General features: G+C 64.8%; 30 protein-coding genes and 1 pseudogene. 22 read left to right on the top strand and 9 right to left on the bottom strand.

Annotation, left to right across the window (positions count from 1 at the left end; all coding sequences use genetic code 11):
* Positions 1-75 precede the first annotated feature (75 nt).
* Both QAZ22_RS31675 and QAZ22_RS31670 read right to left on the bottom strand, forming a co-directional pair.
* Positions 76-561, bottom strand: a complete 486-nt coding sequence (locus QAZ22_RS31675; protein WP_278204822.1) for a hypothetical protein — start codon at positions 559-561, stop codon at positions 76-78.
* Between the two features lie 119 nt (positions 562-680).
* On the bottom strand, positions 681-1,121 hold the full coding sequence (locus QAZ22_RS31670) for a hypothetical protein (RefSeq protein WP_278204821.1): 441 nt from the start codon (positions 1,119-1,121) through the stop codon (positions 681-683).
* A gap of 58 nt (positions 1,122-1,179) precedes the next feature.
* Here QAZ22_RS31670 and QAZ22_RS31665 point away from each other — a divergent pair, with 58 nt between their 5' ends.
* From QAZ22_RS31665 to QAZ22_RS31640, 6 genes are all read left to right on the top strand, one after another.
* Positions 1,180-1,437 (top strand): hypothetical protein, encoded by a 258-nt coding sequence (locus QAZ22_RS31665; protein WP_278204820.1) that lies wholly within the window; start codon positions 1,180-1,182, stop codon positions 1,435-1,437.
* A complete protein-coding gene (locus QAZ22_RS31660) occupies positions 1,434-2,687 on the top strand; it encodes a sarcosine oxidase subunit beta family protein (RefSeq protein ID WP_278204819.1) in 1,254 nt (417 codons plus the stop codon). The genes QAZ22_RS31665 and QAZ22_RS31660 overlap by 4 nt, the downstream gene beginning before the upstream one ends.
* 13 nt (positions 2,688-2,700) lie before the next feature.
* Positions 2,701-2,970, top strand: a complete 270-nt coding sequence (locus QAZ22_RS31655) for a sarcosine oxidase subunit delta (RefSeq protein ID WP_278204818.1) — start codon at positions 2,701-2,703, stop codon at positions 2,968-2,970.
* On the top strand, positions 2,967-5,846 hold the full coding sequence (locus QAZ22_RS31650) for a sarcosine oxidase subunit alpha family protein (protein ID WP_278204817.1): 2,880 nt from the start codon (positions 2,967-2,969) through the stop codon (positions 5,844-5,846). The genes QAZ22_RS31655 and QAZ22_RS31650 overlap by 4 nt, the downstream gene beginning before the upstream one ends.
* Entirely contained in the window at positions 5,839-6,363 is a 525-nt protein-coding gene (locus QAZ22_RS31645; RefSeq protein ID WP_278204816.1) for a hypothetical protein, read from the top strand. The genes QAZ22_RS31650 and QAZ22_RS31645 overlap by 8 nt, the downstream gene beginning before the upstream one ends.
* A gap of 153 nt (positions 6,364-6,516) precedes the next feature.
* Complete coding sequence (locus tag QAZ22_RS31640) at positions 6,517-7,179, top strand: TetR/AcrR family transcriptional regulator (RefSeq protein WP_278204815.1); 663 nt, start codon at positions 6,517-6,519, stop codon at positions 7,177-7,179.
* 51 nt (positions 7,180-7,230) lie between these two features.
* On the opposite strand, the gene QAZ22_RS31635 is transcribed toward QAZ22_RS31640, so the two are convergent.
* From QAZ22_RS31635 to QAZ22_RS31610, 6 genes are all read right to left on the bottom strand, one after another.
* Positions 7,231-8,283, bottom strand: a complete 1,053-nt coding sequence (locus QAZ22_RS31635) for an ABC transporter ATP-binding protein (protein ID WP_278204814.1) — start codon at positions 8,281-8,283, stop codon at positions 7,231-7,233.
* Positions 8,284-8,294: 11 nt separating this feature from the next.
* Positions 8,295-9,137: a carbohydrate ABC transporter permease gene (locus tag QAZ22_RS31630; RefSeq protein ID WP_278204813.1), complete on the bottom strand. Its 843-nt coding sequence runs from the start codon at positions 9,135-9,137 to the stop codon at positions 8,295-8,297.
* Positions 9,134-9,988: a sugar ABC transporter permease gene (locus QAZ22_RS31625; RefSeq protein WP_347566959.1), complete on the bottom strand. Its 855-nt coding sequence runs from the start codon at positions 9,986-9,988 to the stop codon at positions 9,134-9,136. The genes QAZ22_RS31630 and QAZ22_RS31625 overlap by 4 nt, the downstream gene beginning before the upstream one ends.
* Positions 9,989-10,075: 87 nt before the next feature.
* On the bottom strand, positions 10,076-11,320 hold the full coding sequence (locus QAZ22_RS31620; RefSeq protein WP_278204811.1) for a sugar ABC transporter substrate-binding protein: 1,245 nt from the start codon (positions 11,318-11,320) through the stop codon (positions 10,076-10,078).
* 91 nt (positions 11,321-11,411) lie between these two features.
* Positions 11,412-12,203, bottom strand: a complete 792-nt coding sequence (locus QAZ22_RS31615; protein ID WP_278204810.1) for an SDR family oxidoreductase — start codon at positions 12,201-12,203, stop codon at positions 11,412-11,414.
* On the bottom strand, positions 12,200-12,958 hold the full coding sequence (locus tag QAZ22_RS31610) for a FadR/GntR family transcriptional regulator (protein ID WP_278204809.1): 759 nt from the start codon (positions 12,956-12,958) through the stop codon (positions 12,200-12,202). The genes QAZ22_RS31615 and QAZ22_RS31610 overlap by 4 nt, the downstream gene beginning before the upstream one ends.
* A 135-nt stretch (positions 12,959-13,093) precedes the next feature.
* Here QAZ22_RS31610 and QAZ22_RS31605 point away from each other — a divergent pair, with 135 nt between their 5' ends.
* From QAZ22_RS31605 to QAZ22_RS31590, 4 genes are all read left to right on the top strand, one after another.
* Positions 13,094-14,236 (top strand): mandelate racemase/muconate lactonizing enzyme family protein, encoded by a 1,143-nt coding sequence (locus tag QAZ22_RS31605; RefSeq protein ID WP_278204808.1) that lies wholly within the window; start codon positions 13,094-13,096, stop codon positions 14,234-14,236.
* A gap of 59 nt (positions 14,237-14,295) precedes the next feature.
* Positions 14,296-15,162, top strand: coding sequence for a DUF6772 family protein (locus tag QAZ22_RS31600; protein WP_278208007.1), 867 nt, complete (start codon positions 14,296-14,298; stop codon positions 15,160-15,162).
* Complete coding sequence (locus tag QAZ22_RS31595) at positions 15,162-15,497, top strand: hypothetical protein (protein WP_278204807.1); 336 nt, start codon at positions 15,162-15,164, stop codon at positions 15,495-15,497. The genes QAZ22_RS31600 and QAZ22_RS31595 overlap by 1 nt, the downstream gene beginning before the upstream one ends.
* Positions 15,498-15,642: 145 nt before the next feature.
* A complete protein-coding gene (locus tag QAZ22_RS31590; RefSeq protein WP_278208006.1) occupies positions 15,643-16,350 on the top strand; it encodes an SDR family oxidoreductase in 708 nt (235 codons plus the stop codon).
* Positions 16,351-16,505: 155 nt separating this feature from the next.
* Here the strand turns inward: QAZ22_RS31590 and QAZ22_RS31585 are convergent, their stop codons facing one another.
* Positions 16,506-16,730, bottom strand: a complete 225-nt coding sequence (locus QAZ22_RS31585; RefSeq protein WP_278208005.1) for a TOBE domain-containing protein — start codon at positions 16,728-16,730, stop codon at positions 16,506-16,508.
* Positions 16,731-16,947: 217 nt separating this feature from the next.
* Between QAZ22_RS31585 and QAZ22_RS31580 the strand changes: the two are divergent.
* The 12 genes and pseudogenes from QAZ22_RS31580 to hybE form a co-directional block, all read left to right on the top strand.
* Positions 16,948-17,079 (top strand): annotated as a pseudogene (locus tag QAZ22_RS31580) (GntR family transcriptional regulator); the annotation flags it as partial.
* Positions 17,080-17,406: 327 nt separating this feature from the next.
* Positions 17,407-18,483 (top strand): hydrogenase small subunit, encoded by a 1,077-nt coding sequence (locus QAZ22_RS31575; protein ID WP_278075550.1) that lies wholly within the window; start codon positions 17,407-17,409, stop codon positions 18,481-18,483.
* Complete coding sequence (locus QAZ22_RS31570) at positions 18,483-20,279, top strand: nickel-dependent hydrogenase large subunit (protein WP_278204806.1); 1,797 nt, start codon at positions 18,483-18,485, stop codon at positions 20,277-20,279. Before QAZ22_RS31575 ends, QAZ22_RS31570 begins: the two co-directional genes overlap by 1 nt.
* A 12-nt stretch (positions 20,280-20,291) precedes the next feature.
* Positions 20,292-20,870: a HupE/UreJ family protein gene (locus tag QAZ22_RS31565; protein ID WP_278204805.1), complete on the top strand. Its 579-nt coding sequence runs from the start codon at positions 20,292-20,294 to the stop codon at positions 20,868-20,870.
* A 10-nt stretch (positions 20,871-20,880) separates the two neighbouring features.
* Positions 20,881-21,585, top strand: a complete 705-nt coding sequence (cybH, locus tag QAZ22_RS31560) for a Ni/Fe-hydrogenase, b-type cytochrome subunit (RefSeq protein WP_278204804.1) — start codon at positions 20,881-20,883, stop codon at positions 21,583-21,585.
* A 100-nt stretch (positions 21,586-21,685) separates the two neighbouring features.
* On the top strand, positions 21,686-21,859 hold the full coding sequence (locus tag QAZ22_RS31555) for a hypothetical protein (RefSeq protein ID WP_278204803.1): 174 nt from the start codon (positions 21,686-21,688) through the stop codon (positions 21,857-21,859).
* 29 nt (positions 21,860-21,888) lie between these two features.
* A complete protein-coding gene (locus tag QAZ22_RS31550) occupies positions 21,889-22,578 on the top strand; it encodes a HyaD/HybD family hydrogenase maturation endopeptidase (protein ID WP_278204802.1) in 690 nt (229 codons plus the stop codon).
* Positions 22,578-22,904: a HypC/HybG/HupF family hydrogenase formation chaperone gene (locus tag QAZ22_RS31545; protein ID WP_278075545.1), complete on the top strand. Its 327-nt coding sequence runs from the start codon at positions 22,578-22,580 to the stop codon at positions 22,902-22,904. The genes QAZ22_RS31550 and QAZ22_RS31545 overlap by 1 nt, the downstream gene beginning before the upstream one ends.
* 4 nt (positions 22,905-22,908) lie before the next feature.
* The gene (locus QAZ22_RS31540; protein ID WP_278075544.1) at positions 22,909-23,352 is read left to right on the top strand and encodes a hydrogenase-1 expression HyaE; all 444 of its coding nucleotides are present in this window, start codon (positions 22,909-22,911) and stop codon (positions 23,350-23,352) included.
* Between the two features lie 23 nt (positions 23,353-23,375).
* Entirely contained in the window at positions 23,376-24,221 is an 846-nt protein-coding gene (locus QAZ22_RS31535) for a hydrogenase expression/formation protein (protein ID WP_278204801.1), read from the top strand.
* Positions 24,218-24,442: a rubredoxin gene (locus QAZ22_RS31530; protein ID WP_278075542.1), complete on the top strand. Its 225-nt coding sequence runs from the start codon at positions 24,218-24,220 to the stop codon at positions 24,440-24,442. The genes QAZ22_RS31535 and QAZ22_RS31530 overlap by 4 nt, the downstream gene beginning before the upstream one ends.
* 67 nt (positions 24,443-24,509) lie before the next feature.
* The gene (gene hybE / locus QAZ22_RS31525) at positions 24,510-25,007 is read left to right on the top strand and encodes a [NiFe]-hydrogenase assembly chaperone HybE (RefSeq protein ID WP_278204800.1); all 498 of its coding nucleotides are present in this window, start codon (positions 24,510-24,512) and stop codon (positions 25,005-25,007) included.
* Positions 25,008-25,012: the final 5 nt, after the last annotated feature.

Here is a 25,012-nt window from a genome sequence, read left to right as displayed (position 1 = left end):
GGCGGAGGTGCGCGCCATGCATGCGGCATTTCGGTGAAGTCGAAGCGGGCAGGGGCGGCCGGCGCGTTGCAAGGGTCATGGTTCCGGCGGTGCGCTCAATCGCCGGTAAGGGATGCCGTCGAAGGTTGCCGTCACGAAGCTCCTGACCGACATCTTGCGCTTGCGCCCGTCGCTGCATGCATAGACCGGCCAGCCGGCCTCGCTGCATTCGCTTGCGGCGCACATGCGCGCGAGGCAGTTGCCCAAGGTCAGCCGGAAACCGCCCTTGCCGGCGAAGCCTTGCAGAAGGCTGCCGTCGGCCGAGCGCCACGTCCGCTGGCGGAATTCCGGCCGCAAGGCCAATGGTTCGAGAGGGGTGGCGAGGTTGGCCGTGCCGGTACGCGCCATGAGCTGAAGACGGTAGCGGGCCATTCCCGTCGCATAGGCAGTCACAAGGTCGGACTCGGCCAAATAGGCGGACGTCAGGCCGGTGTTGTCGATGAGATGAGCCAGTCGCCCGCCTGCGTCCGTCGGCCTCACCAGGGCAACAAGGGCGACAAAGGCCAGGCAAGCGCGCAACATCTCGATTTCCAGCAGCCATGCATTTCCGGCGTGCCAGCGCCCCCGGCTGCCTTCCATACCATCTCGCCAATTGGTGCGCGGTGCAAGCGGCTGCGGCTGCAGGAGATAGCCGGAACGTCTCAGCCGTTAGGAGAGGGTGGCAGCTCGAACAGGGTGGCGCCGTTCTCCCGTCCTTGCTCGACATAGCCGATGACCCGGAACCATCTTGCGACATCCGGCTCATGCAGCCAACTGCGCGAGTGTACGGGAAGGTTGCCGGCAAGAGCCTGGATATGGCGGATGTGACGCTTGCAGAAGCGAACGGTTGCGGCTCTGAAGAAGTCCTCCTGTGCGGCAAACAGCGTGTCGGCCGCGTCGCCGTGCTCGTGCCAGGCGATGATGGCGACGGCCTTGTCGCCTTCGACCAGCGCATGCGCCCGGCCCTCTTTCAGGTTCATCATCAGATTGTCGTAGGCGGCCTTGCTGTCCTTGCCGGCGGCCAGGTACTCGTCCGACATCCGTTTGGAGAGGTCGCGGAAAACATCCTCGAGGTCTCCGACCGTCGCTGCGCGTGCTCTCATTTCTCCTCCTGAAAGCCCGGGAGGCAGTTTGCCCTATCGATAGGGGATCACCAAGCAAATGAAATCCGCCATCGGCCCGATACGCGCAAACGCATTTCGCATCACCGAATGGACACAGGTGTACATTCAAGCTAAGTTCCCGCCCGCGAAGGCGACGGTCCTCGTCGATCCGAGCGGGACGGAATGGATCATGGACCTTCGAGGGCGGGGTGAGGTGATTGCACCGGTTTGGCATTGCACGACCGACGCGGCGGCTCGATACCCCTTCGCGCCGATGCGATGCCAGTCGCGTGATGATGCGGGCTTGAGTGCATGACAAGACACTATTCAGCGCTTTCACTCTTCAAGGAAGGCGTCGCCGGCCAGACCGGCTGGGAAAAGGCCTGGCGCTCGCCTGAGCCCAAAGCGCGCTATGACGCCATCATCATCGGCGGTGGCGGCCATGGCCTCGCCACGGCGTACTATCTGGCAAAGAACCACGGCGTCACGAACGTGGCGCTGCTCGAGAAGGGCTGGATCGGCGGCGGCAACACCGGCCGCAACACCACCGTGGTGCGCTCCAACTATTTCTATCCCGAAAGCGCGGCGATCTATGGGCTGGCGCACAGCCTCTACAAGACGCTCTCCAAGGATCTGAACTATAATGTGATGTTTTCCGCGCGCGGCATCCTCACGCTGGCGCACAGCGAAGCGGGGATGGAAACCGCTGCACGCACCGTCAACGCCATCCAGGTCAACGGCATCGACTGCGAATTGTTCTCGCTCGACGACGTGCGGCGCGTCGTGCCGATCTACAATTTCAGCCCGGATGCCCGCTACCCGGTCTATGGCGGCACCTGGCAGCCGAGCGGCGGCACTGCCCGCCACGATGCCGTCGCCTGGGGCTATGCGCGTGCGGCAAGCCGTCTCGGCGTCGACATCATCCAGAACTGCGAGATCACCGACTTCATCATCGAGAACGGGCGTTGCCGCGGCGTCGTCACGTCGCGCGGTGCGATCCGGGCCGAGCGTACGGGGATGGCGGTGGCCGGTCATTCGTCGGTGCTGGCGGCGAAGGCGGGGTTTCGCCTGCCGGTCAACTCCTACGCATTGCAGGCCTGCGTGTCCGAGCCGGTGAAGCCGATCCTCGACACGGTGGTGATCTCGCCGGACACAGGCGTCTATGTCAGCCAGTCCGACAAGGGCGAACTGGTGATCGGCGGCGCGCTCGACCGCATCCCGTCCTATGGTCAGCGCGGCAACCTGCCGGTGCTGGAGGGCGTAATCGCCGGCATGCTCGACATGTTCCCGATCTTCGGCCAGCTGAAGATGATGCGGCAATGGGCAGGCATCGTCGACGTGGTCCCGGATTCCTCGCCCATCATCGGTGAATCGCCGTTGCCCGGCCTGTTCCTCAATTGCGGCTGGGGCACCGGCGGCTTCAAGGCGATCCCGGCCGGCGGCACGCTGCTTGCCCATCTGCTTGCCACCGGCACGCATCACGACATCAGCCGGCCTTTCGATCTCGACCGCTTCGCCCGCGGCCGACTGATCGACGAGGCCGCCGGCTCCGGCATTGCCCATTGAAGGTGTAGAAAAGATGCAGCTCTTTCCCTGCCCGTTCTGCGGGCCGCGCGAAGAAAGCGAATTTCACTATGGCGGCGAGGCCGGCAATCTCAGGCCCGACGGCGGCGACGTGACGGCCGAGCGCTGGGCCGGCTATCTCCATATGCGCGACAACCCGAAGGGACCGACCCGCGAGATCTGGATGCACCTGACCTGCGGCGAGTTCTTCGCGATGACCCGTGACAGCGTCAATCACAAGGTGTCGGGTTCCTCCGTGCTCGGCGAAACGGAGCACGGTGCATGAGCGCTTCGCGTCTCGCCAAGGGCGGCAGCGACATCGATCGCACCCGCCCGCTGTCCTTCACCTTCGACGGCAGGCGCGTGGAGGGCTTCGCCGGCGATACCATCGCCTCTGCCTTGCTCGCCAGCGGCCAGGCTGTTGTCGGCCGCAGCTTCAAATATCACCGGCCGCGCGGCATCTGGGGCTCCGGCGTGGAGGAGCCCAACGCACTGGTCGATTTGGAGAGCGCCTACGGCCACGTGCCGAATGCGCGGGCGACGACCGTGCCGGCGACGGACGGCATCGTCGTCAGGAGCGTCAACGCGTCGCCGACAGCCCTGGCCGACCGTAACGCGGTGCTGGACCGCTTTGCCCGTTTCCTGCCCGCAGCCTTCTACTACAAGACCTTCATCTGGCCGGACTGGCACCTGTTCGAGCCGCGCATCCGCGCCATGGCCGGACTTGGTGTCGTCGATCGCGACTGGAAGCCGCGTCAGGCCTCGGACCAGATCAACCATCATTGCGACGTTCTGGTGGTCGGCGCCGGACCAGCCGGCCTCGCCGCGGCAGCCGGCGCGGCGGCGGCCGGGCACTCGGTCGTCCTGGTCGACGACAGGACGCATCCCGGTGGATCGCTGCGCCATCGCGCCGGCGAGGTCGATGGCGTCGAGGGGACGGCGTGGGCCGAGGCAACGGTGGCCAGGCTGAAGAGCGACGGTCAGATCGTGCTCATGGAAACGACCGCCTTCGGCCTCTACGATCACAATCTGGTCGCGCTCAACCAGCGGCACCGCGACAGCCGGCCGGACACGCTGTGGCGCGTGCGGCCGCGCCGCATCGTGCTGGCGACGGGCGCGATCGAACGGCCGGTTCCGTTCGCCAACAATGACCTTCCGGGCATACTCTCCGCCGATGCCGCGCTTGCCTATCTGCGCCGGCATGGCGTGCTTGTGGGTCGGCAAATCGTCGTCGCGACCAACAACGACAGCGTCTACGAGCCGGCCTCGGCGTTTGCCGCGGCCGGCGCCTCGGTGACGGTGGTCGATTGCCGGCGCGACGGCGGCGTGCAGGCGAAGACGGGGATTCGCATCCTGGCGGGGCGTACGATCGCGGCGGCGCGCGGGCGCGGTGCTGTCCAGGATGTCCTGCTCGACGACGGCACGACGCTTGCTGCCGACTGCGTGCTCGTCTCCGGCGGCTGGACGCCCACCGTGCACCTGTTCTCGCAGGCAAAGGGCAAGCTCGCCTGGAGCGACGACCTCGCGGCTTTCGTCCCCGGAGAGGCCGTCGACGGAATCGGCGTGGCCGGGGCCGTGGCCGGCACGATCTCGCTTTCCGAAACCCTGGCAAGCGGCGTGGCGGCTCTCGAAGGGTACGGCGCATCGTCGCCGGCGCCCCGCAGCACGGGAGCGGAAGCAACGCTGGGCGTTGTCAGCATGTGGCCGAAACCCAAGGCCAAGGGCCGCGTCTGGATCGACTATCAGAGCGACGTCACCGCCAAGGATGTCGAGCTCGCGGCGCGGGAGAACTTCGTCTCCGTCGAGCATCTGAAGCGCTACACGACGCTCGGCATGGCGACCGACCAGGGCAAGACGTCGAACCTGAACGGCCTGGCGCTGCTGGCCGAGGTTACCGGCCGCGCGATCCCGGAAGTCGGCACCACGACCTACCGGCCGCCATTCACGCCTGTGCCGTTTGCCAGCCTGGCGGGAGCGCGCCGGGGCAGCATGCATGCCCCAATCCGCCGCCTGCCGCTGGAGACGAACCATCGCGCCGCGGGCGGAGTCTTCCAGGAATATGGCGGCTGGCTAAGGCCTGCCTATTACGGAAGCGGCGAAGCCAGGGCCGCAATCCAGGAGGAAGCGCGCCGCGCCCGGCAATCCGCAGCACTCTTTGACGGCTCGACGCTCGGCAAGATCGAAGTCATCGGCCCGCGCGCGGCGGAATTCGTCGACTTCATCTATTACAACACCATGTCGACCCTGAAGCCTGGCCATTGCCGCTATGGTTTCATGCTGTCGGAAAACGGCGTCGTCTTCGACGACGGCGTGCTTGTTCGTCTCGACGAGCACCGCTTCATCGTCTCCTGCTCGTCGTCGCATGTCGCCGCCGTCCATGCCCGGCTGGAAGAGTGGCGGCAGGATCGTTTCGGCCGCGATGCTGTCTATATCCACAACGCCACCGCTCAATACGCCACCTTGACCGTTTCGGGTCCGAACGCGCGCGGGTTGGTGGAAGCGCTCGATCTGGGTGCGGCGCTGGACGATGCCAGCCTGCCGCACATGGCAGTCGCCGTCGGCCGTTTTGCCGGCGACGAGGTGCGTATAACCCGGGTCTCCTTCACCGGCGACCGAAGCTACGAAATCTCCATCCGCGCCGATCGGGCCGAGGCGCTGTGGGAGCGCATGCGTCAGGAGGGACGCGCGTTCGAGGCCGTTCTGCTCGGGCTCGAATCCCTGATGATCCTGCGCGCCGAGAAGGGGTATATCGTCATTGGCAAGGACACCGACGGCAACATCATGCCGCACGATCTGGGTGTGGCCGCGCCGCGCGCCAAACGTACGGGTGAATTCGTCGGCCGGCGCTCGCTTTTCACCGAAGCGGCGAACCGCTCCGATCGCAACCAGCTCGTCGGTCTCGCGGTTCGCGACGGCGAGGCGCCGCTGGCGACCGGCGCGCATGGCGTCGAGAAAAGCGGGGGCCGCTTGAGAAGCATAGGCTTCGTCACCTCCAGCTATCAAAGTCCGACCCTGGGGCGGCCGGTCGCCCTGGCGCTCATCGAACGCGGTGCCGCGCGGCATGGCGAAACGATCGACGTTCAACATCTTGGCGTCGTGCGGCAGGCAACCATTGTCGCGCCCTGCGCCTTCGATCCGGAAGGGAGGCGGCTTCATGCGTAACCTCGCCGAAAAATGGCCGGCAGCGCCCGACTGGGTCACCGCGGTGCTGAACAAGGACGGCCTCGGCGTGAGAACGCTCAACGGGCTGACCCAACTCTTGGTCAGCGGCAACCTTTCGGCCTGGTCGAAGGCTTCGGGCCTCGCGGGTGAGGGCGTCGGAGCCGGCGCGGTTGCCGGCGGCGGCAAGTACATGGTGCGGATCGCGCGCGATCGCATTCTCGCCGTCGGCGAACAGCCATTGCCCATTGCGGCCGGCTGGCACGAGGGCGGTTTCGCGGTTTCGATCATGGAGGCCGGACTGCATGTGCTTGAGGTCGAGGGACCGGGTCTGGCTGGTCTGGTCGCCAGGGCCACGACACTCGATCCGCAGCAGGCGAGCCGTTCGGCTTCGGTGCTTTTTGCCGGCGTCAATGTCTTGTTCTACCGGTTCGGCCACGCTGACCGGGCCCGGCTCCACGTCGATCGCGGCTTCGCGCCTTACCTGTGGGAATGGCTCGAACAATCATCAGGATTGTAGGGCTGCGGTTTCAGGTCTATCTAAAGCAATTCCAGGAAAGGTGTAAGCGGCTTTCCGTTCGGAATTGCGTAAAAACAAAGAGATAGAACGGTTCGCCGTTTCCGTGAAACGGTGAAACGCTCTAGCCGGCGGTTAAATTTTGGTCGGGCCGCGATGCTCTCCGATTCCAGTGCTGAAGACGTGGCGCGGCGATCCGGTCTGACCGGCAACACCAAGGTGACGCGCGAGGACTGGATGAAACTCGCGCTGGAGACGCTGATCTCGGAAGGCGTCGAGGCGGTGCGCGTGCTGGCGCTCGGCCAGAAGCTGAATGTCTCCCGCTCCAGCTTCTACTGGTATTTCAAGAGCCGCCAGGATCTGCTGGATCAGCTTCTCGACCATTGGCGCAACAACAACACCCGCTTCATCGTCCAGCAGGCCGGCCGGCCCGCCGCGTCGATAACGCAGGCCGTGCTCAACGTCTTCGAGTGCTGGCTGGATGAAACGCTGTTCAATCCGCGGTTGGATTTCGCCGTGCGCGCCTGGTCGCGCCAGTCCGCCGAAGTGCATCGGATCGTGACCGAGGAGGACGATGCTCGCGTCGACGCCATCCGGGCGATGTTTTCGCGGCACGGCTACGCGGACACGGAAGCCTTCGTGCGGGCCCGCGTGCTCTACTTCACGCAGATCGGCTATTACTCGCTCGAGATCGTCGAACCGGTTAGCAACCGTCTCTTCCTGACACCGGCCTACCTGCTCACGCACACCGGCAAGGAACCCCGCGAGGGAGAGGTGGAGGCCTTCGCCGAAAAGATGTTGGCGCGAAGCCGCAACTGAGCAAGGGCGACTGATCGGCGGTGCGATGCGCCTCGTGAGCGCGGGCCAGGTTCATGCCGGCGCCATATGAACCTTCTCCCGGATGGCGCGACCATTTCGATCGAAGAAGTGAAGGCTCTCCGTCCCGGTCCGAAGTCCGACGTCGGTGCCGATTTCCGGCCCATTTCGCCCGTCGTGAACGACGAGACAGGTCTGCCCGTCCGGCAACTCGATATGAAGCAAGGTCACCGCGCCGGTATATTCCGCCAGCCTCACCTTGCCGTTCAGCGCGCCCTCCGACGGGGGCGCCAGATCGAGATGTTCCGGACGGATGCCGATGCTTTCGGCCGACTCGGGAACTTTTGCCGTTCGCGATAGCCGGCGGACGTTTTCGACCGGCAGGATGTTCATCTTCGGGCTGCCGATGAACTGGGCCACGAACATGTTGTCCGGTCTGTCGTAAAGCGCGCGCGGCGACCCGACCTGCTCGATCAGCCCGTCGCGCAGCACGACAATCTTGTCGGCAAGCGTCATCGCCTCGACCTGGTCGTGGGTGACGTAGATCATCGTCGTCGACAGGCGGTTGTGCAGGGCCGCGATCTCGGATCGCATATGGACGCGGAGTTCGGCATCGAGGTTGGACAGCGGTTCGTCGAAAAGAAAGACGTCGGGGTTGCCGACGATCGCGCGGCCGATCGCCACGCGCTGGCGCTGGCCGCCCGAAAGCTCGCGTGGATAACGCTCGAGCAAGGCTTCCAGCTTCAGCGTGGCTGCCGCTTCCTCGACGCGGCGGCGGCGCTCCGGCGCCGGCACTTTTCGCACCTTCAGCCCGAAGCCCATGTTCTCGCGGACAGTGAGATGCGGATAGAGCGCGTAGGACTGGAACACCATTGCCACGCCTCGCTGAGAGGCCTGCACTTCGTTCATCTGGCGGTCACCGATATGGAGCTCGCCGTCGCTGATGTGCTCCAGGCCGGAGATAAGGCGCAGCAGGGTGGATTTTCCGCACCCGGACGGACCGACGAAGACGACGAATTCTCCGTCGTCGACTTCGAGGTCGACGCCGCGGATCACTTCCGTGCCGCCGAAGCGCTTTTTGATGTTTTTGAGCCGGAGCTTCGTCATGGCGCTGCTTTCTATCCCTTGACGCCCGAGAGCGCGAAACTCTCCATGATCTGGCGCTGTGCGATGAGGTAGATGACCAGAATGGGCACGACGGCAAGGCTCGTCGCCGCAAGCTGCAGGTTCCAGAGCGGCAGGCCGTAGCTGTCGTTGAAGTTGGTCAGCGCCAGCGGCAGGGTGAATTTCTCCAGCGAGCTGAGGAAGATCAGCGGCTCGAGGAACAGGTTCCACGAGTGGAGGAACGTGATGATGGCGACCGCGGCCAAGGCGGGGCGCGACATCGGGATGGCGATCTTCCACCAAACGCCGAAGCGCGACAGGCCGTCCATCTTGCCGGCATCCTCGAGTTCCTTCGGCAGCGTCAGGAAGAACTGGCGCATCAGGAAGGTCGCCATGACGCCCTGAGGCCCGAAGGTCGGAAGCAGGATCAGCGGCCAGTGGGTGTCCACCAGTCCCGCCCAGCGGACCATGAAGAAGTTGGGGATGATCGTGACTTCCTCCGGCACCATGAGCGCCGTGACGAGCAGCAGCATCAGCAGGCCGGCGCCGGCGAAACGAATGCGCGCCAGGGCGTATCCGGCGAGCGATGCGATGAAGAGGGTCAGGACCGTGACCGCGCCGGCGATGTAGAGCGAGTTGAAATACTGCCTCGCGAACGGCTGGTAGGTGAAGACCTCCGCAAAATTCTCGAAGCGCCACACGCGCGGAATGAGCGTCGGAGAACCGAAGATTTCGGTCGTGCTCTTGAACCCGCCCGAGATCATCCACAGGAACGGGAAGACGAAGGGGACGGCAAGGATCAGCAACGCCAGCGTCCAGCAGAGGCGGTAGGTGATCTGGATCTGCCGCCGGCTCATTCCGCTCCCCTCTGGCGAATCATGACCTGCACGAGGGTGAGGATCATGACGATGACGAACATGATCAGCGCCAGTGCCGACGCATAGCCGACATTGAAGAACTTGAAAGCCTGCTGGTAGATGTAGAAGGCGAGCACGAGCGTTCCGTTCTCGGGACCGCCGCCGGTCATCTGGTAGATGTGGTCGAACACCTTGAATGACCCGATCGTCGTCAGCACCATGATGATCAGGGTCGTCGGCGCCAGCATCGGCCAGGTGATCATGCGAAAGATCTGCCAGCGCGACGCGCCCTCCAGGAGTGCCGCCTCCTCGTAGTCGCGGGGAATGGATTGCAGCGCGGCGATGTAGATGATCATGTTCAGCCCGACCATCTTGATGACGCGCGTCACGATCACGGCGGCCATCGCCCAGCTGGGCTGCCGAAGCCAGTTGGGACCGTCGATGCCGATCCAGGAGAGCATCTGGTTGACGGCTCCGCCTTCGCCCTGAAGCATGAATTTCCACACGATCGCCCAGGCGATCGCGGACGTGACGACTGGCGCGAAGAAGATCGTGCGGAAGAAGACGACGCCAAGGAACGGCCTGGAAAGGGCGAGCGCGAGCAGCAACGCCAGGGCCATGTTCAGAGGCACCAGGCCGATGGCGAAAATCACCGAATTGCGGACCACCAGCCAGAAATCGGGATTTTCCAGCAGCGCGTTTTCGAAGTTGCGCAGTCCGACGTACGTCGCCTGCTGGGTGAGCAGGTTCCATTCGGTCATCGAATAGTAGACCACCGCGAGCAACGGCCCCAGGAAGAACACCAGGAAGCCGATCAGGGTCGGGCTGACGAACAGCCAGCCCTCCATCATCTCCCGGTATTTCAGCGTCAGCCACGGCGCGCGCCGGGCGTGCGGCGCGGCTGTTCGCCATTCGATGCCAGCCACCCGCGTTCTCCGTCACAGGAACGGCTGGATGGCGGCGCAAACGCCTTTCAGCGCCTGTCCGACATCGGCATCGGCTTTCCACAGCGCATCGACGCGCGGTGCCATCGCCGCCTGGATCTGCGGCATCTTCTCATGCGCGGGATGGACGCGCCCATGCTGGATCGCGGCGGCGACATTCTTCATCTGCTCGGCCGGAATGAGCTTGTTGGAGTTGACGAACGCGTCGCTGTCCAACACGCTTTTGCGCGCCGGCGGGAAGAACTGCGCCATCGTCGCGACATTCTCCTTGCTGGTCATATAGGCAACGAGCTGCGCCGACAGATCCTTGTTCTTTCCGGCATCGAACACCACGAGCGCCGCCTGGCCGATAACCGGGGCCTCGCCGGCCGGACCCGACGGCAACGGGGCGATCCCCCATTTGAAGCCCGCCTCCGGCATCTTCGATGCGCGCGAGATCTGGTTCACCGTCATCGCCGAATTGCCGGAGAAGTAGTCGCCCTGCTCGCCGGGCGGGACGATGGACTTGTCCTTGAAGACCATGTCGTGCAACTGCTGCACCGCGGCGACCGCCTTGGGCTTGTCGAAGCCGCATTGTCCGTCGCTCCAGAATTCGCCGCCATAGGCGCGGATCGACGGAAGCAGGGCATGCGTCATGCGCGAAGCGTAGCCTTCGCCGTCCTTGAACTCGAAGCCCCACTTGCCCGGATTGGCTTCAGCCAGCTTCTTGGCGATTTCCTGGAATCTCTGCATGTTCCATTCGCCTTTGGCGGCAAGCTGCAGCGGGTCTTCGATACCCGCTTTGTCGAACATGTCCTTGTTGAAATAGATCATGAATGGCGACGTCGAGAAGGGGACGCCGTAGACGGTCTCGTCCTTTTGCCAAAGCGCCATTGCCGGCTGCGAGAAGTCGCCGAAATCATAGCCTTCGGTCGCCTTGAGCGTCGGTCCGATATCCATGAGCAGGCCGGCGCTCTCGAAGGCCGGGGCCGCATCCTCCATCATCCAGGCGACGTCGGGCGCGTTGCCGCCGGCGACCTGGAACGTCAGTTTTTGCGTGTAGTCGGCGACGGGCACGGTCTCGAACTTGACGCTGACGCCGGGATGCTTGGCCTTGAAGCCGTCGGCGATACCGTCGAGCATCTTCAGTTGCGCCGCGTTTCCCGTCCAGACGGTGACGCGGAGTTCCTGCGCGAGGGCCGGTGCGGACATTGCCCACAGGGCGAAGGCCGACGCCGCGATTTGGATTGAAAGTCTCATTGTTTCCTCCCGTGATTCAGCGTTCGAACCTAAGAGCTGTTGCGCCCGCCGGGAGACGCATTCGCGATCAAACGGAAAGCGCGGCCCAAGGTCATGCCGATGCCTCCGGCAAGGCGCCCGGCGCATCGCCGATGGTCCAGCCGCCGTCGACCGGAATGTCGGCGCCGGTGATGTAGCCCGCGGCATCGCTGCAAAGGAAAACGAAGGCACCGACCAGGTCGTCGGGCAGGCCGTGCCGGCCGGCGGGAATCTTCGCCGCCACAGCCTTCCGGAAGCCGGCGTCGCTATATCGCTGCGCGGTCGCTTCGGTTTCGATCGCTCCCGGCGACACCACGTTCATCGTCACGCCGTGGCGGGCGACATCGCGCGCGATCGCGCGCACGGCCGTCAGCTGGGCCGCCTTGAGCGAGGCGTATACGGCTGTCTCCGCCCGTGGCCGGCAGGCCATGACGCTGCCGGTGGCCACGACACGGCCCCAGCCGCGTCCGCTCATCAAGGGCACCAACCTGCCGGCGAGCGTCAGCAGGGCGGTGAAGTTCGCGGCCGCGTGGGCTTCGACATGCGCCGGCGTTATGTCTTCCCAGCCGAGGCGCCGTTCGATTGCCGCGTTCGAGATCAGGATGTCGATGGGGCCATGGCGCGCAACAACCTCGTCGGCAAACGCCGATGTGGCGCGCGTGTCGGTGAAATCGGCTTCCATCACCGAGATCGCGCCGCCGATTTCCTCCGCCACCGCCCGAGCTCTCGCGGCCTCGCCGCAATGATGCACGATGACACCTGCGCCATGGCGCGCCAGGGCGAGCGCCACCGCACGGCCTATACCCGAACTGGCGCCGGTCACCAGCGCGCGTCTGCCTTGAAGCGAGAGCAGGTCGCTGGTCACTGCTCCCGCTCCTCCAGCCTGTCTGCGACTTCGAGCGAGGCGATGTCGGCGGCGTCGAAATGGGCCAGCATGCAGCGCTCGGCCAGCGCCGCGTCGCCGACCTTTATCGCTTCGTAGATCGCCTCGTGCCGGGCGATGGTTGCCCGCCAGTCGTCGTCGGTGCGGTTGGCGCGGCGCGAAAACAGTTCCGAGACCCCGCGCTGCACCGAGCGCAATCCTTCCATCTGGATGCGGATCATGGAGTTGTCCGTGGCCATTGCCATGCCGAGATGGAAGAGGATGTCGGCCTCGGTAAATCCTTCCGGCTCGCGCAACGAAGTCCGCATGTCGGCAAGCGCCTGCCGCATGGCCTCCAGCCCGGCTGGCGCCCGGCGCTCCGCGGCCAGCCTGGCGATGCCGGTCTCGATCACCCGCCGCATCTCGTTGGCTTCCCGGAGCCGTTTGAGGCTGGAGCGGACCGCATAGGCGTAGATCCGGTCCATCGGCTCGCCGTTGAGGGCCTTTGCCCGCGCGACCTTGCCCTGCTGCGTGAAGACCAGTCCAGCCGCCGTGAGCTGGCGCAGGGCTTCGCGCGCGATCGGCTTGGACACCCCGAACTCCCGCGCGATCTCGCCTTCTGCTGGCAGCGGCTCCCCCGGCGCGATGCGCCCGTCGAACAGGGCAGCGGCGATGGCATCGGAGACGCCGTCGGCCAGTCGTGACGGGCTGAGGCGCTTTCCGGCGAAGAAGGGCTTTCGATCGGGTTCTGGGCTCATGTCGGATCCTTTCGGCGCAACTAGCATATCCTCCGCAAACATAGCAACTAAGTTTTTGGGTTGCTAAGTTTTTAGGTGACCGGTACAAGAGCGTCGGCTCGGCAATCGAGCCCGGACGCGAGCAGAGACGAACAGATGGCCGACGGATTGGAACACGGTGCCGTGGTGCGCATAACGGGTGTCATCGCCCATCCGCTTAGCCAGACATTGCCGAAGCCGACGGTTACCTCGTGGGGCGCCTACAAGGAGGTCTCGATCGTGCTCGTCGAGGTGCGTACCGATGCCGGCATCACAGGCGTCGGCGAAACGCTGGCGCGCTTCTCGCCCAAGGCCTATGCCGAACTGATCGAGACGTCTCTCAAGCCCCGCCTGATCGGCCGGGATGCGCGCGACATCGGCGCCCTGTGGCAGTCCATGCGCCGCGCCCTGTCGGGCCGCGCCGGTGGCATGCTCATCGAAGCTATTTCAGGGGTCGATATCGCGCTCTGGGACATCCTGGGAAAGATCGCGGGCCAGCCCGTGGCGAAACTGCTCGGCGGTGCCGGCCGCGACAGGATCGATGTTTACGCGGCCGCGGTGAATTGGGTCGACGACGAGCAGGCGGATGCCGAGCTCGAGCGCTATGTCGGCGAGGGATTTCCGCGCATCAAGGTCAAGATCGCCCGGCCTGTGCGCGATGCCTGCCGGCGTATCGAGCAACTGCGCAAGCGCGCGGGCGACCGGGTCGAGCTCTGCGTCGACGCCAACTGGGCCTACAATCTCGATGAGGCGGTCGAGGTCGGCCGCGCGCTCTCGGCCAACGGCTATTTCTGGTTCGAGGAGCCGCTCGCGCCGGAGAACGAGCAAGGCTATGAGGAGCTGCGCAAGCGCTGCGATGTCCCGCTCGCGGCCGGCGAAAGCAACTTCACGCTCGATCAGGCGCAGCGGCTGATCGCCGGCCGCACGCTTTCCGTGCTCCAGCCCGATGTGGCGCGCGCCGGCGGCATAACCGAGACGCGGCGGATGGCCGACTATGCGGCGGCGCATGACATTCGCTACGCGCCGCATATCGGCATGTCCGGCATTGTCTGCGAGACCGCCAGCGTTCATCTGGCGGCGGCCATGCCGAATTTCGGCGTCATGGAATGCGAGTGCGATCGAAGCCCGTTCAAGACGATCCTGGCGGACATTGAGCCCGGCTGCCTCCGCCAGAAGAACGGCACACTCGACGTTCCGACCAGACCCGGCCTCGGCATCGAGATCGACTGGGATGCCGTCGAGATGCTCCGCGCCGCATGAGGTCCGCCAAAGACATGACGACATCGAACCCGTTTCCGTCCGCCGAGACCACCGAAGCCATGCGTCTTGCCCTGTTGCGCGCGGACCCGGCGCTCAGCCGCTTCGATCCGCTGCCGCGTATCCTTTCCTTCGACGATTTTTCGCGCGGCCATTGCGGCTGGTCGCAACTGGTGGGCAATTACGAGGGCGATCTCGACACGATGCTGCCCGGCTATGCGCAGCATTCCAGCGCCATGCTCTCCACGCTCGCGCACTGGGACGCGGGCTCGCACGGCGGCATGTCTTCCTCCTACGCCCTGAAGATCGCCACGCGCCCCAGGCCAGGGGCGCGCAACGTTGCCATCAAGCGCCATACCTTCCGTCATCGCGGGCCAATCCGCTTCGAGCTCTATTTCACCTTCAAACCGGAAGCGACGGATCTGAAATTGTCGGAAACCGACGTGCGCTCGATCGGCTTCCTGTTCGACCTGCAGGGCGGCGACCACGATGCCGACGACGATCGGGTCATGCCGCATCTGCGCTTCCTCAATGCGCTCGACGGCAAGCATGTGCAGAAATGGCAGTACAAGCGCGAGACCACCGGGTTCAGGCCGATCGGCGCCGACAACAAGACGGTCAGCCACGATCACCTTGCGCCCGAAGGCTGGCTCGACCTGCCGGATGGAGAGCAGCGCCTCTGCTACAACGAGATCCCGACCAAGGTGAACTGGACCTATCTCTGTTTCGATTTCGACCTCGCCTCGATGAAAGCGCTGGCGCTGCGCTGCAACGACCGAACCTTCGACCTGTCGGGTTTCGATTCGATCCGCATCCCGGCGATGAAGAACCTTTGGTGCATGCTGAATTTCGGCCTCTTCGCCGAGACGGATGTCGCCAAGCGCGCCTTTCTCTACGTCGATTCCGTCTGCATTTCGGGGGAATTCTGATGCTGCCGGAGAACACGACAGCGGTGATCGCTCGCAACGAGCGCTGGAGCGACGATGCCGCCAGCGAGCCCTATGAGGCCGGCTGGGCGCGTGAGGCCGTGTTCTTCGTGCGCGCATTGAAGCCTCCGGTCGGCCCGTCGCCAACGGCACGGGTGGAGATCTCGCCCGACGGTATGCGCTGGGTGCGTGAGGGAACCGAATTCACGATGCCCTCCGAAACCGACGGCATCGCCGTGGCGCGAGTCACCATGTTCGGCAACTGGCTTCGCCTCGCGGCCCACTTCGAGGATGGGGCCGAATCGACCGTCCTGGTCACTCTTCACCTGAAGGCCTGAGCCGATTGCCCACACCCTCGCTCGTCCGGCCACTTCGCTCACCTCTTTCATTATCCGGGAGCCCCCAATGACCGACCCCTATTCGGCATTCGCCAACGACAGCTTTGATGGCAGGACGGTTCTGGTCACCGGCGCGGCCAGCGGCATGGGCCTCGAAACGGCACGCGCCTTTCTGTCCAAAGGCGCCGAGGTCGTCATGTGCGACCGTGACGAGCAGGGCCTTGCGCGCCACAGCGCCGGCTTGAAGGCTGCCGGCGGGAAGGTGCATACGGTCGCCGTCGACGTCAGCGATCACGGCAGCATCAGGCGTGCGTTCGATTATTGCGACAGCAATCTTGCGCGCCTGGACAACGTGGTCACCTGTGCCGCCATCATCACGGCCAAGCGCATCTTCGATCAGGACTGGGCGCATTGGCAGCGGGTCCTGTCGGTCAATTTGCTCGGCACTTTCTTCACCGTACAGGCCGCGGCGGAACGCATGATCGGCAATCCGTCCGGCGGAAACATCGTCTGCGTCGCCTCGGATGCCGGCGTTCACGGCGGCGGTGGCCTGATCGCCGATACGGCTTACGCTGCCTCGAAGGCCGGCACGCTCTCGCTGGTCAAATCGGTCGCGCGTGAGCTGGCGGGCAAGGGGGTCCGGATCAATGCGCTCAATCCGGGACCGACCGATTCGCCCATGCATGCGCATATAGACCAGGGTCTCAAGGACCGCATCGCCGCCAACCTGCCGCTGCGCCGCATGGGCCGTCCGCAAGACATGGCGGCCGCAATCCTGTTCCTCTGCTCCGACGCGGCCAGCTTCGTCTATGGATCGGCGCTCGATGCCGACGGTGGTTCGATGTTCCGCTGACCGCGCTCGGCATTGCTCGCCGCCGCAGGAGCTTGCTGGTGCAAGCGACGGCCGTTTGAGCAATTCCAGGAAAAGTGTGAGCGGTTTTCCGCCCGGAATTGCGTAAAAACGAAGAGTTAGAGCGGTTCGGCGTTTCCGTGAAACGGTGAACCGCTCTAGTCCGGAAACAGGAAAGCAGCCGCAGGATCGAAGGAAATCCGAGTGCTCGACAGGGCGCTAGGCGACTCCACCGCATCAGGTCTCACGTCAAGCTCTTGGCCGGATGCCGTGCGCGCCACGACGCGCTGGCGGTCGCCAAAGAAGGCCGCGTCCACGATCTCCACCGCGAGTGACGCGTTTCCCGGTACAGGCGTCAGGCGGAAGGCTTCCGGCCGCACCATCAGCCTGGCCTTCTGGCCGTGGTCGAGCTTATGGGTTGCCTTAACGCCCTTGACGATCGAGCCGTCGGCGAGCCGCACCACGGCTGCGCCGTTTTCGGTTTCCAGATGCTCGACGGCCAAGAAATTGGAGTTGCCGATGAAGCCGGCGACGAACTCGTTCGCGGGCCTCAGATAGAGGTCCTCGCCGGTGCCGATCTGCGCGATGCGTCCGCTCCTGATCGCCGAAATGAACGCGATCATGAATGCGATCAGGGCGCGCAAGCCGGAGGAAGCGGAGGCAGCGGCGCGCCGGCATGTCGAATCCGCCTGGAGGATCGCCCGCAACAAACTGCGCCTTGACCCTCTCTGAGCATCCGCAGCGACCAAAAGGCGGGTTGGCCCTGCCAGCCCAGGTTCGAGATCGCAAACGTTGCGGAGCGCCCGGGGTGGTTCAATCGTCCTGCATACGCGCGTAGTGCGGATCATGATCACCAGCCGAGAAGACCGGCACTGACAGCTTTCCTTGCAATTTGTAAGCCGGCCTGCCAGCGGCATGTGGCGGCCCATGCCGATGACATTCGGTCGTGCAGCCACATACAGTTGTATTCATTAAATTTTTCTGCTTTGGCATCGGACTTGCTTCGTTCCTTTCATGGCGGCGGCGCCGGAGAATGCCGCTGCCCGTGGAGGAGCACCGATGCAAGAGACCTTCTATGAAGTCATGCGGCGGCAGGGGATTACCCGCCGAAGCTTCCTGAAATTCTGCAGCCTGACGGCGGCGTCGCTTGGCCTTGGCCCGGCCTTCGCGCCGAAGATCGCCTATGCGATGGAATCGAAGCCGCGCATTCCGGTGCTCTGGCTGCACGGGCTCGAATGCACCTGCTGCTCGGAAAGCTTCATCCGCTCGGCTCATCCGCTCGCCAAGGACGTCGTGCTCTCGATGCTGTCGCTCGACTACGACGATACGATCATGGCGGCGGCCGGCCACCAGGCCGAGGCGATCGTCACCGAGACGGTCGAACAGTACAAGGGCAACTATATTCTCGCCGTCGAAGGCAATCCGCCCCTCAACGAGGACGGCATGTTCTGCATCATCGGCGGCAAGCCCTTCGTCGATCAGCTCAAATATGCCGCCCAGAACGCCAAGGCCATCATATCCTGGGGGTCCTGCGCGTCATGGGGCTGCGTGCAGGCCGCGCGGCCGAACCCGACGCGCGCGACGCCCGTCCACAAGGTTCCCGGCCTTCCCGACAAACCGATCATTAAGGTGCCCGGCTGCCCGCCCATCGCCGAGGTGATGACCGCGGTCATCACCTACATCCTCACCTTCGAGCGCTTCCCCGAACTCGACCGGCAGGGCCGGCCGAAAATGTTCTACAGCCAGCGCATCCACGACAAATGCTACCGGCGGCCGCATTTCGACGCCGGCCAGTTCGTCGAGGCCTTCGACGACGAGGGCGCGCGCAAGGGCTACTGCCTCTACAAGATGGGCTGCAAGGGCCCGACCACCTACAATGCCTGCTCCACCGTGCGCTGGAACGGCGGCCTCTCCTTCCCGATCCAGGCCGGCCACCCCTGCATCGGCTGCTCGGAAGACGGCTTCTGGGACAAGGGCGATTTCTACAGTCGCCTCACCAACATCAACGGCTTCGGCGTCGAGGCCAACGCCGACAGGATCGGGGCGACTGCCGCGACGGTGGTCGGCGCCGCGGCGGCCGCGCATGCGGCGGCGAGCGTCGTCAAGCGGATGCGCGAAAAGGGAGGACAAAGCTGATGGGCATCCAGACACCGAACGGGTTCAATCTCGACACCTCGGGGCAGCGCGTCGTCGTCGATCCGGTGACCCGCATCGAAGGCCACATGCGCTGCGAGGTCAACGTCGACCAGAACAACGTCATCCGCAACGCGGTTTCGACCGGAACCATGTGGCGCGGGCTCGAAGTCATCCTCAAGGGGCGGGACCCGCGCGATGCCTGGGCCTTTACCCAGCGCATCTGCGGCGTATGTACCGGAACGCATGCGCTCACCTCGGTGCGCGCGGTCGAGGATGCGCTCGGCATCACGATCCCCGAAAACGCCAACTCGATCCGCAACATCATGCAGCTTTCGCTGCAGGTGCATGATCACCTCGTGCATTTCTATCACCTGCACGCGCTCGACTGGGTGAACCCCGTCAACGCGCTCAAGGCCGATCCCAAGGCGACGTCGGAGCTGCAGCAGACGGTTTCGCCGAGCCATCCGATGTCGTCGCCCGGCTATTTCCGCGACGTCCAGAACCGGCTGAAGAAATTCGTCGAAAGCGGCCAGCTCGGCCCGTTCAAGAACGGCTACTGGACCAACCCCGCCTACCTGCTGCCACCCGAGGCCGACCTGATGGCGGTCACGCACTATCTCGAAGCGCTCGACTTTCAGAAGGAGATCATGACGACGCGGACGATCTTCGGCGGCAAGGACATCCATCCGAACTGGCTGGTCGGCGGCGTGCCATGCGCGATCAACATCGACGGGGAACTCGCCGCCGGCGCGCCGATCAACATGGAGCGGCTGAACTATGTTCGCAGCGTCATCGACCGCTCGATCGAGTTCGTCGAAAATGTCTACATCCCCGACATCATCGCCATCGGCGGCTTCTACAAGGGCTGGCTCTACGGCGGAGGGCTGTCGGGCAAGAGCGTGCTTGCCTATGGCGACATCCCCGAAAAGGCGAACGACTATTCGGCCGCCAATCTCCTGATGCCGCAGGGCGCGATCATCAACGGCAATCTCAAGGAGGTGCTGCCGGTCGACGTGCGCGATCCCGAGCAGGTCCAGGAATTCGTGCCGCATTCCTGGTACAAATATCCGGACGAGGCCAAGGGCCTTCACCCCTGGGACGGGGTCACCGAAGCGCATTACGAACTCGGGCCGAACGCCAAGGGCACGCGCACCAACATCGTCGAGATCGACGAGAGCGCGAAATATTCCTGGATCAAGGCGCCGCGCTGGCGAGGCAATGCCATGGAGGTCGGGCCGCTCGCCCGCTACGTCGTCGGCTATGCGCAGGGCCGCGAGGACATCAAGGAGCAGGTCGATTCGACGCTGCGGGCGCTCAACGTCCCCCTCGAGGCGCTGTTCTCGACGCTCGGCCGCACCGCGGCGCGCGCGCTCGAAGCGCAATGGGCCGCGCGCAAGCAGGCCTATTTCCTCGACAAGCTGGTCGCCAACATCAAGGCGGGCGACAGCGCGACGGCGAGCACCGACAAATGGGATCCGAAGACCTGGCCCTCCGAGGTCAAGGGTGTCGGCTTCACCGAGGCCCCCCGCGGGGCGCTCGGCCATTGGGTGCGCATCAAGGACGGCCGCATCGAGAACTACCAGTGCGTCGTGCCGACCACCTGGAACGGCTCGCCGCGCGATCATCAAGGCAACATAGGCGCGTTCGAGGCCTCGCTCATGGATACGAAGGTGGAGCGGCCGGAGGAGCCGGTCGAGATCCTCAGAACGATCCACAGCTTCGACCCCTGCCTGGCCTGCTCGACCCATGTCATGGGTCCGCACGGCCAGGAATTGGCCAACGTCAAGGTGCGCTAGGGAGGAATTGAGATGAGACGCACGGTTCTGACACTTGCTTCCGCCGCCAGTTCGCTCGCGGTTCTCGCCGGCCCGGCGTTCGCCCATGTCGGCGCCGGCCATGCCGACGGCTTCGCCGCCGGCTTGGCGCATCCTTTTCTGGGGCTCGACCACCCGATCGCCATGGCCGCGGTCGGCGTCTGGTCGGCGACAGCCGCGCCGTGCCGGCCATGGGCGGCGCCGGCGGCTTTCGTCGGCATGATGATCGCCGGCGCGGCACTCTCCTTCGCCGGCATAGGGCTGCCGGCGGTGGAAGGCATGGTCGCGCTCTCGGTGCTCGCGGTTGGACTGATGATCGTGGCCGGCGCAGGATTGCCCGCCGTCGCCGGCGTCGGCCTTGCCGGCATCTTCGCCGTTTTCCACGGTCACGCCCATGCGAGCGAAGCGAGCGGTGCAGCTCTGGCCTATGTTGCGGGCTTCACGCTTTCGACCGCGGCGCTGCACGGGCTCGGCGTCGGCATAGGACTGAAGCTTGCCCGGTCGCCCCTGGCGCGTGCAGGGCTCGGCATCCTCGTCGCCGGCTCCGGCGCGGCGCTGGTCTTCGGCGGCTAAGGAGGCGGCCATGAGCGTCAGCCACACACCGCGCAGCGAGGAGGCCGTCTATGTCTATGAGGCGCCGCTGCGCCTCTGGCACTGGGTCAACGCCTTCGCGATCTTCACCCTGGCCGGAACCGGCTATCTGATCGGGTCGCCGCCGCCTGCGGTCGGCGGAGAGGCGAGCGCCAGCTTCCTGTTCGGCTGGATCCGCTATCTGCACTTCTCCGCCGGATACATCCTGGTGGCCGGCTTCGCCTTCCGCGTTTACTGGGCGTTCGTCGGCAGCGAGCATGCCCGCCAGATCTTCCTGCCGCCGGTCCTGAGCGGCCGGTTCTGGCGCGAACTCTGGCACGAGGTGCTCTGGTACGCGATGCTCGTCAAGGAGCCGATGAAATATTCCGGGCATAATCCGCTCGCCACGCTCGCCATGCACATTCTGTTCGTCTGGTTCACGATCTTCATGATCGTGACCGGGTTGGCACTCTATGGTGAAGGCGAGGGTATGGGCTCCTGGCAATACGGCCTGTTCACGAGCTGGGTCATCCCGTTCTTTGGCCAGAGCCAGGACGTCCACACCTGGCATCATCTCGGCATGTGGGTGATCATCTGCTTCATCATCGTCCATATCTACGCCGCGGTGCGTGAGGACATCATGTCGAGGCAGTCGATCATCTCCTCCATGTTCTCGGGCTGGCGGACCTTCCGAGGCAATGGAGTGCCCAAAGACTGACTCCCACTGACGCTCGTGACCGCGAGCATTTGGGCCGGTGCGGCTGCAGCCGCGCCGGCTTTTTTCTGCTGGCTGAAAGGCGGCTTTCCAGTGGCGTGAAATGTCTGCTTTCCGCGGCATCGGGCTTGTCGGTCCAGTGGAAGGCTTCTTTCCACTTTGGCCGCAGAACCGGCTGAAGACCTTTCAGCTTCACCCCGCCGCCGGCCGTCAGATCCTTGTTTTTGCTGGGTTGGCCGTGACCCGTGAACTTGGCCCGCTTCTTGCTGCGATCTGAAGGAAAACAGGAGGCGGGAGGAAACGCTTGTGGAGGATGCACCCTCGGTGCTGGTGCTCGGCATCGGCAATCTGTTGTGGGCCGACGAGGGCTTCGGTGTCCGCGCCGTGGAGGAATTCGACCGTCTCTACGAGACGCCCGAAAACATGCGCGTGATGGACGGCGGCACGCAGGGCATCTATCTCGTCCAGCACATCCGCGAGACCGACATTCTGGTCGTCTTCGACGCGGTCGACTACGGCCTGCCCGCCGCCACCATCAAGGTCGTCGAGGGCGACGAGGTTCCAGCCTTCCTCGGCGTGAAGAAGGTTTCGCTGCACCAGACCGGCTTCCAGGAGGTGCTGGCGATGGCGGCGATGATGGGCGACTACCCTCGGCGTCTGCTCCTGATTGGCGTGCAGCCCGAGGAGTTGGAGGATTATGGCGGCAGTCTGCGCCCCACCGTCAGGGACCGCATCGTTCCGGCAATCGGCATCGCCGTCGACTGGCTTGCCCGCCAGGGGGTGGCGGTGAAGCGGCGCGCCGAGCCGCTTGCGGAAGACGAGACGCTGGCGTCGCGCGAGATGCGGATCGGCCTCTACGAGAGCGGAAGGCCGCGGCCGGAGGACGCCTGCCGCATCGGCGATGCGCGCATCCTGCAAGGCGGCGGTTTTTGCGCGCCGGAGAATTACGAGAGCGAGATCGACCGGCTTCTCCATTCGCGGGGAGGACAGGGCTGATGTGCGTCGGCGTTCCCCTCGAAGTGCTCGAATCGCGTGACGGTTCTGCGCTCTGCCGGGGGCGGTCCGGACTGCGCCGGATCGACATGACGCTTACCGGCGACCAGCCGGCCGGCACGTGGATCATCACCTTCCTCGACGCGGCACGCGAGGTGATCGCGCCCGAGGCCGCGCGCCGGATCGCCGACGCACTCGAGGCCGCCGAGCGGGCGCTCGCCGGCGAGACCGATCTCGACCATCTCTTTGCCGACCTCGCCGGCCGCGAACCGCAATTGCCGGAGCACCTGCGCGCGGCCCTTCCAACACAAAGCACGAAGGACGCCTGAGCCTATGTTTTCGCCGCTTCTCAGCACAATGATCGAACGCCATGGCATGGCCGTCGTCGACGACATGACGGTGGACGGGTTCGCCGAAAACCACGATTTCACGGTGCTTTTCTTCCCCGGCGACTGGCAGCGGCTCGTCGAGAGCAACGATGTGGCGGTGATCCTGCCGGAGCTGGTCGCAGCCTTCCAGGGCGTGTTCAAGGCGGCGGTCGTCGCCAAGGAGAGCGAGCGCAAGCTGCAGAGCCGCTATCGGTTCAACGCGTTTCCCGCGCTCGTTTTCCTGAGAAACGGCGAATATCTCGGCGTCATCAAGCGTGTGCTCGACTGGGAGGACTATCTCGGCGAGATTTCCTCCATCCTGGCGCGCGAGCCTTCCGCGCCGCCGCCCTTCGAACTGCCGGAGGGCTGCGCAACCGGCAATCATCACGATCACGACCACTTCCACTGAGCCGAGCCGGGGAGGGCTAGAACATGGCGATCACGTCTTTTGGCGGCCTGGGGCCGGGCTCGCAGCCTCTCGAGGAGGACGGCGGCGAGTTGCAGTATATGGAGATGCCGAAGGGCATGCTCACCTTCGCCCGGCCGATCCTGCCGGAAAAGGAAAACGTCGCCGGGCTGCGAGCGGCACTCGCCGTCCTCTCGGCGGTGGCCGACAGCCTCGCCGCCTTCTCGCCGGGGCGCCCGAATGCGGTCCATGATCTCGCCGGCCTCGACCACGCCAACCTCGCGCTGATCGACCAAGCGCTCGGCGAAGGCGAGGTGTCGGTCATCTGCGGCGGCGACGTCCAGGCGCAGGAATCGGTGCTTGCCGGCGTCTGGCGCGTGCGCCGCACAGGTGCCAACGGCCAACTCGCGAGCGATACGATCGAGGTAGGAACTTTCCCGTCCGCCGTGATGGCACGGGCCTTCGCCGAAAGCCGTGACGTGCTCGCCGCCCCCGCGGCCTACCCTGCGGGGATCTTCAACGCGCCGCCGCTCATCGCCGAGATCAACGAGCATATCCGCCGCACGGCGCCGGGCGTCGAACCGCATGTGATCAACCTGTCGCTCCTGCCGCACACGGAAGAGGACTTTGCCCTCCTCGATAGCTTGCTTGGCCAGGGGCCCGTCGTGGTCCTCTCGCGCGGCTACGGCAACTGCCGCGTTACGACGACCGCGACGCGGGATGTGTGGTGGGTGCGTTTTTACAATTCCACCGAAGCGCTGATCCTCAACACGATCGAAGTGACGGCCCTGCCGGAGGTTGTCAGCGCCGCGCCGGAAGACATTGCCGACAGCCATGGCCGGCTGCTCGAGATCCTGGAGGTCTATCGATGACGGCGTCCTTCTTCGATGGCTCCTATGGCGGGGACAACGCCAAGATCGGTTCGGCGACGCGGCTCGAATGCAAGATCTGTTGGCATGTCTACGACCCGGCGGAGGGCGACGACTACTGGCAGATACCGCCCGGAACCTCCTTCGCCGAATTGCCTCCACATTGGAGCTGCCCCAATTGCGACGGCTCCAGGAAAGATTTCATGGTGATAAAGGACGATTGACGTGGATCAATCGCTTGCCGTCGCCCGCTGCCTAGAGTCCGTCTTTCAAAGGATAGAGCGGACATCCATGGAGGGCATCCCGATCCTCAATCCCACGCTGTCCGTCCGGGCGCTGGGCGTGCGGATGTGGCAGGGCGAGTGGCTTGCGGTCCTGATCACGCCCTGGTTCATGAATCTCGTTCTGTTGCCTGCCGCGGGTGTCGAGGCGCGTTGCAGCCTGCGGCCAGGCACGAAGGAGCAGGTCGCATTTCCGGCAGGCAGGTTCGAATTCATTCATGCCTATGAGGAAGAGCTTGGTGCCTACCTCACGTGCTCGCTCTTCTCGCCGGTCCTCGAATTCGCCGATCAGGAGAGTGCGGAAGAGACGGCCCGGCAGGTGCTCGCAGAGCTTTTCAAGGGCGAAACGGACGGCGATGAAGACGGCGACATGGTCCGCCTCTGGGAGGGCCGCTTGCCGGACCCCGATGCCACGCCGGATGAGGGCGCCGCCCCGGCTGCGGCAAGGCCTCCGCCGCTGACCCGCCGCGCCTTGTTCGGACTTCAGGACGAGGAGGCACGGCAATGAGCCTC

It is taken from the genome of Mesorhizobium sp. WSM4906 (assembly GCF_029674625.1).
Classification (GTDB): Bacteria; Pseudomonadota; Alphaproteobacteria; order Rhizobiales; family Rhizobiaceae; genus Mesorhizobium.
This window is presented reverse-complemented; position numbering and strand designations above follow the sequence as displayed.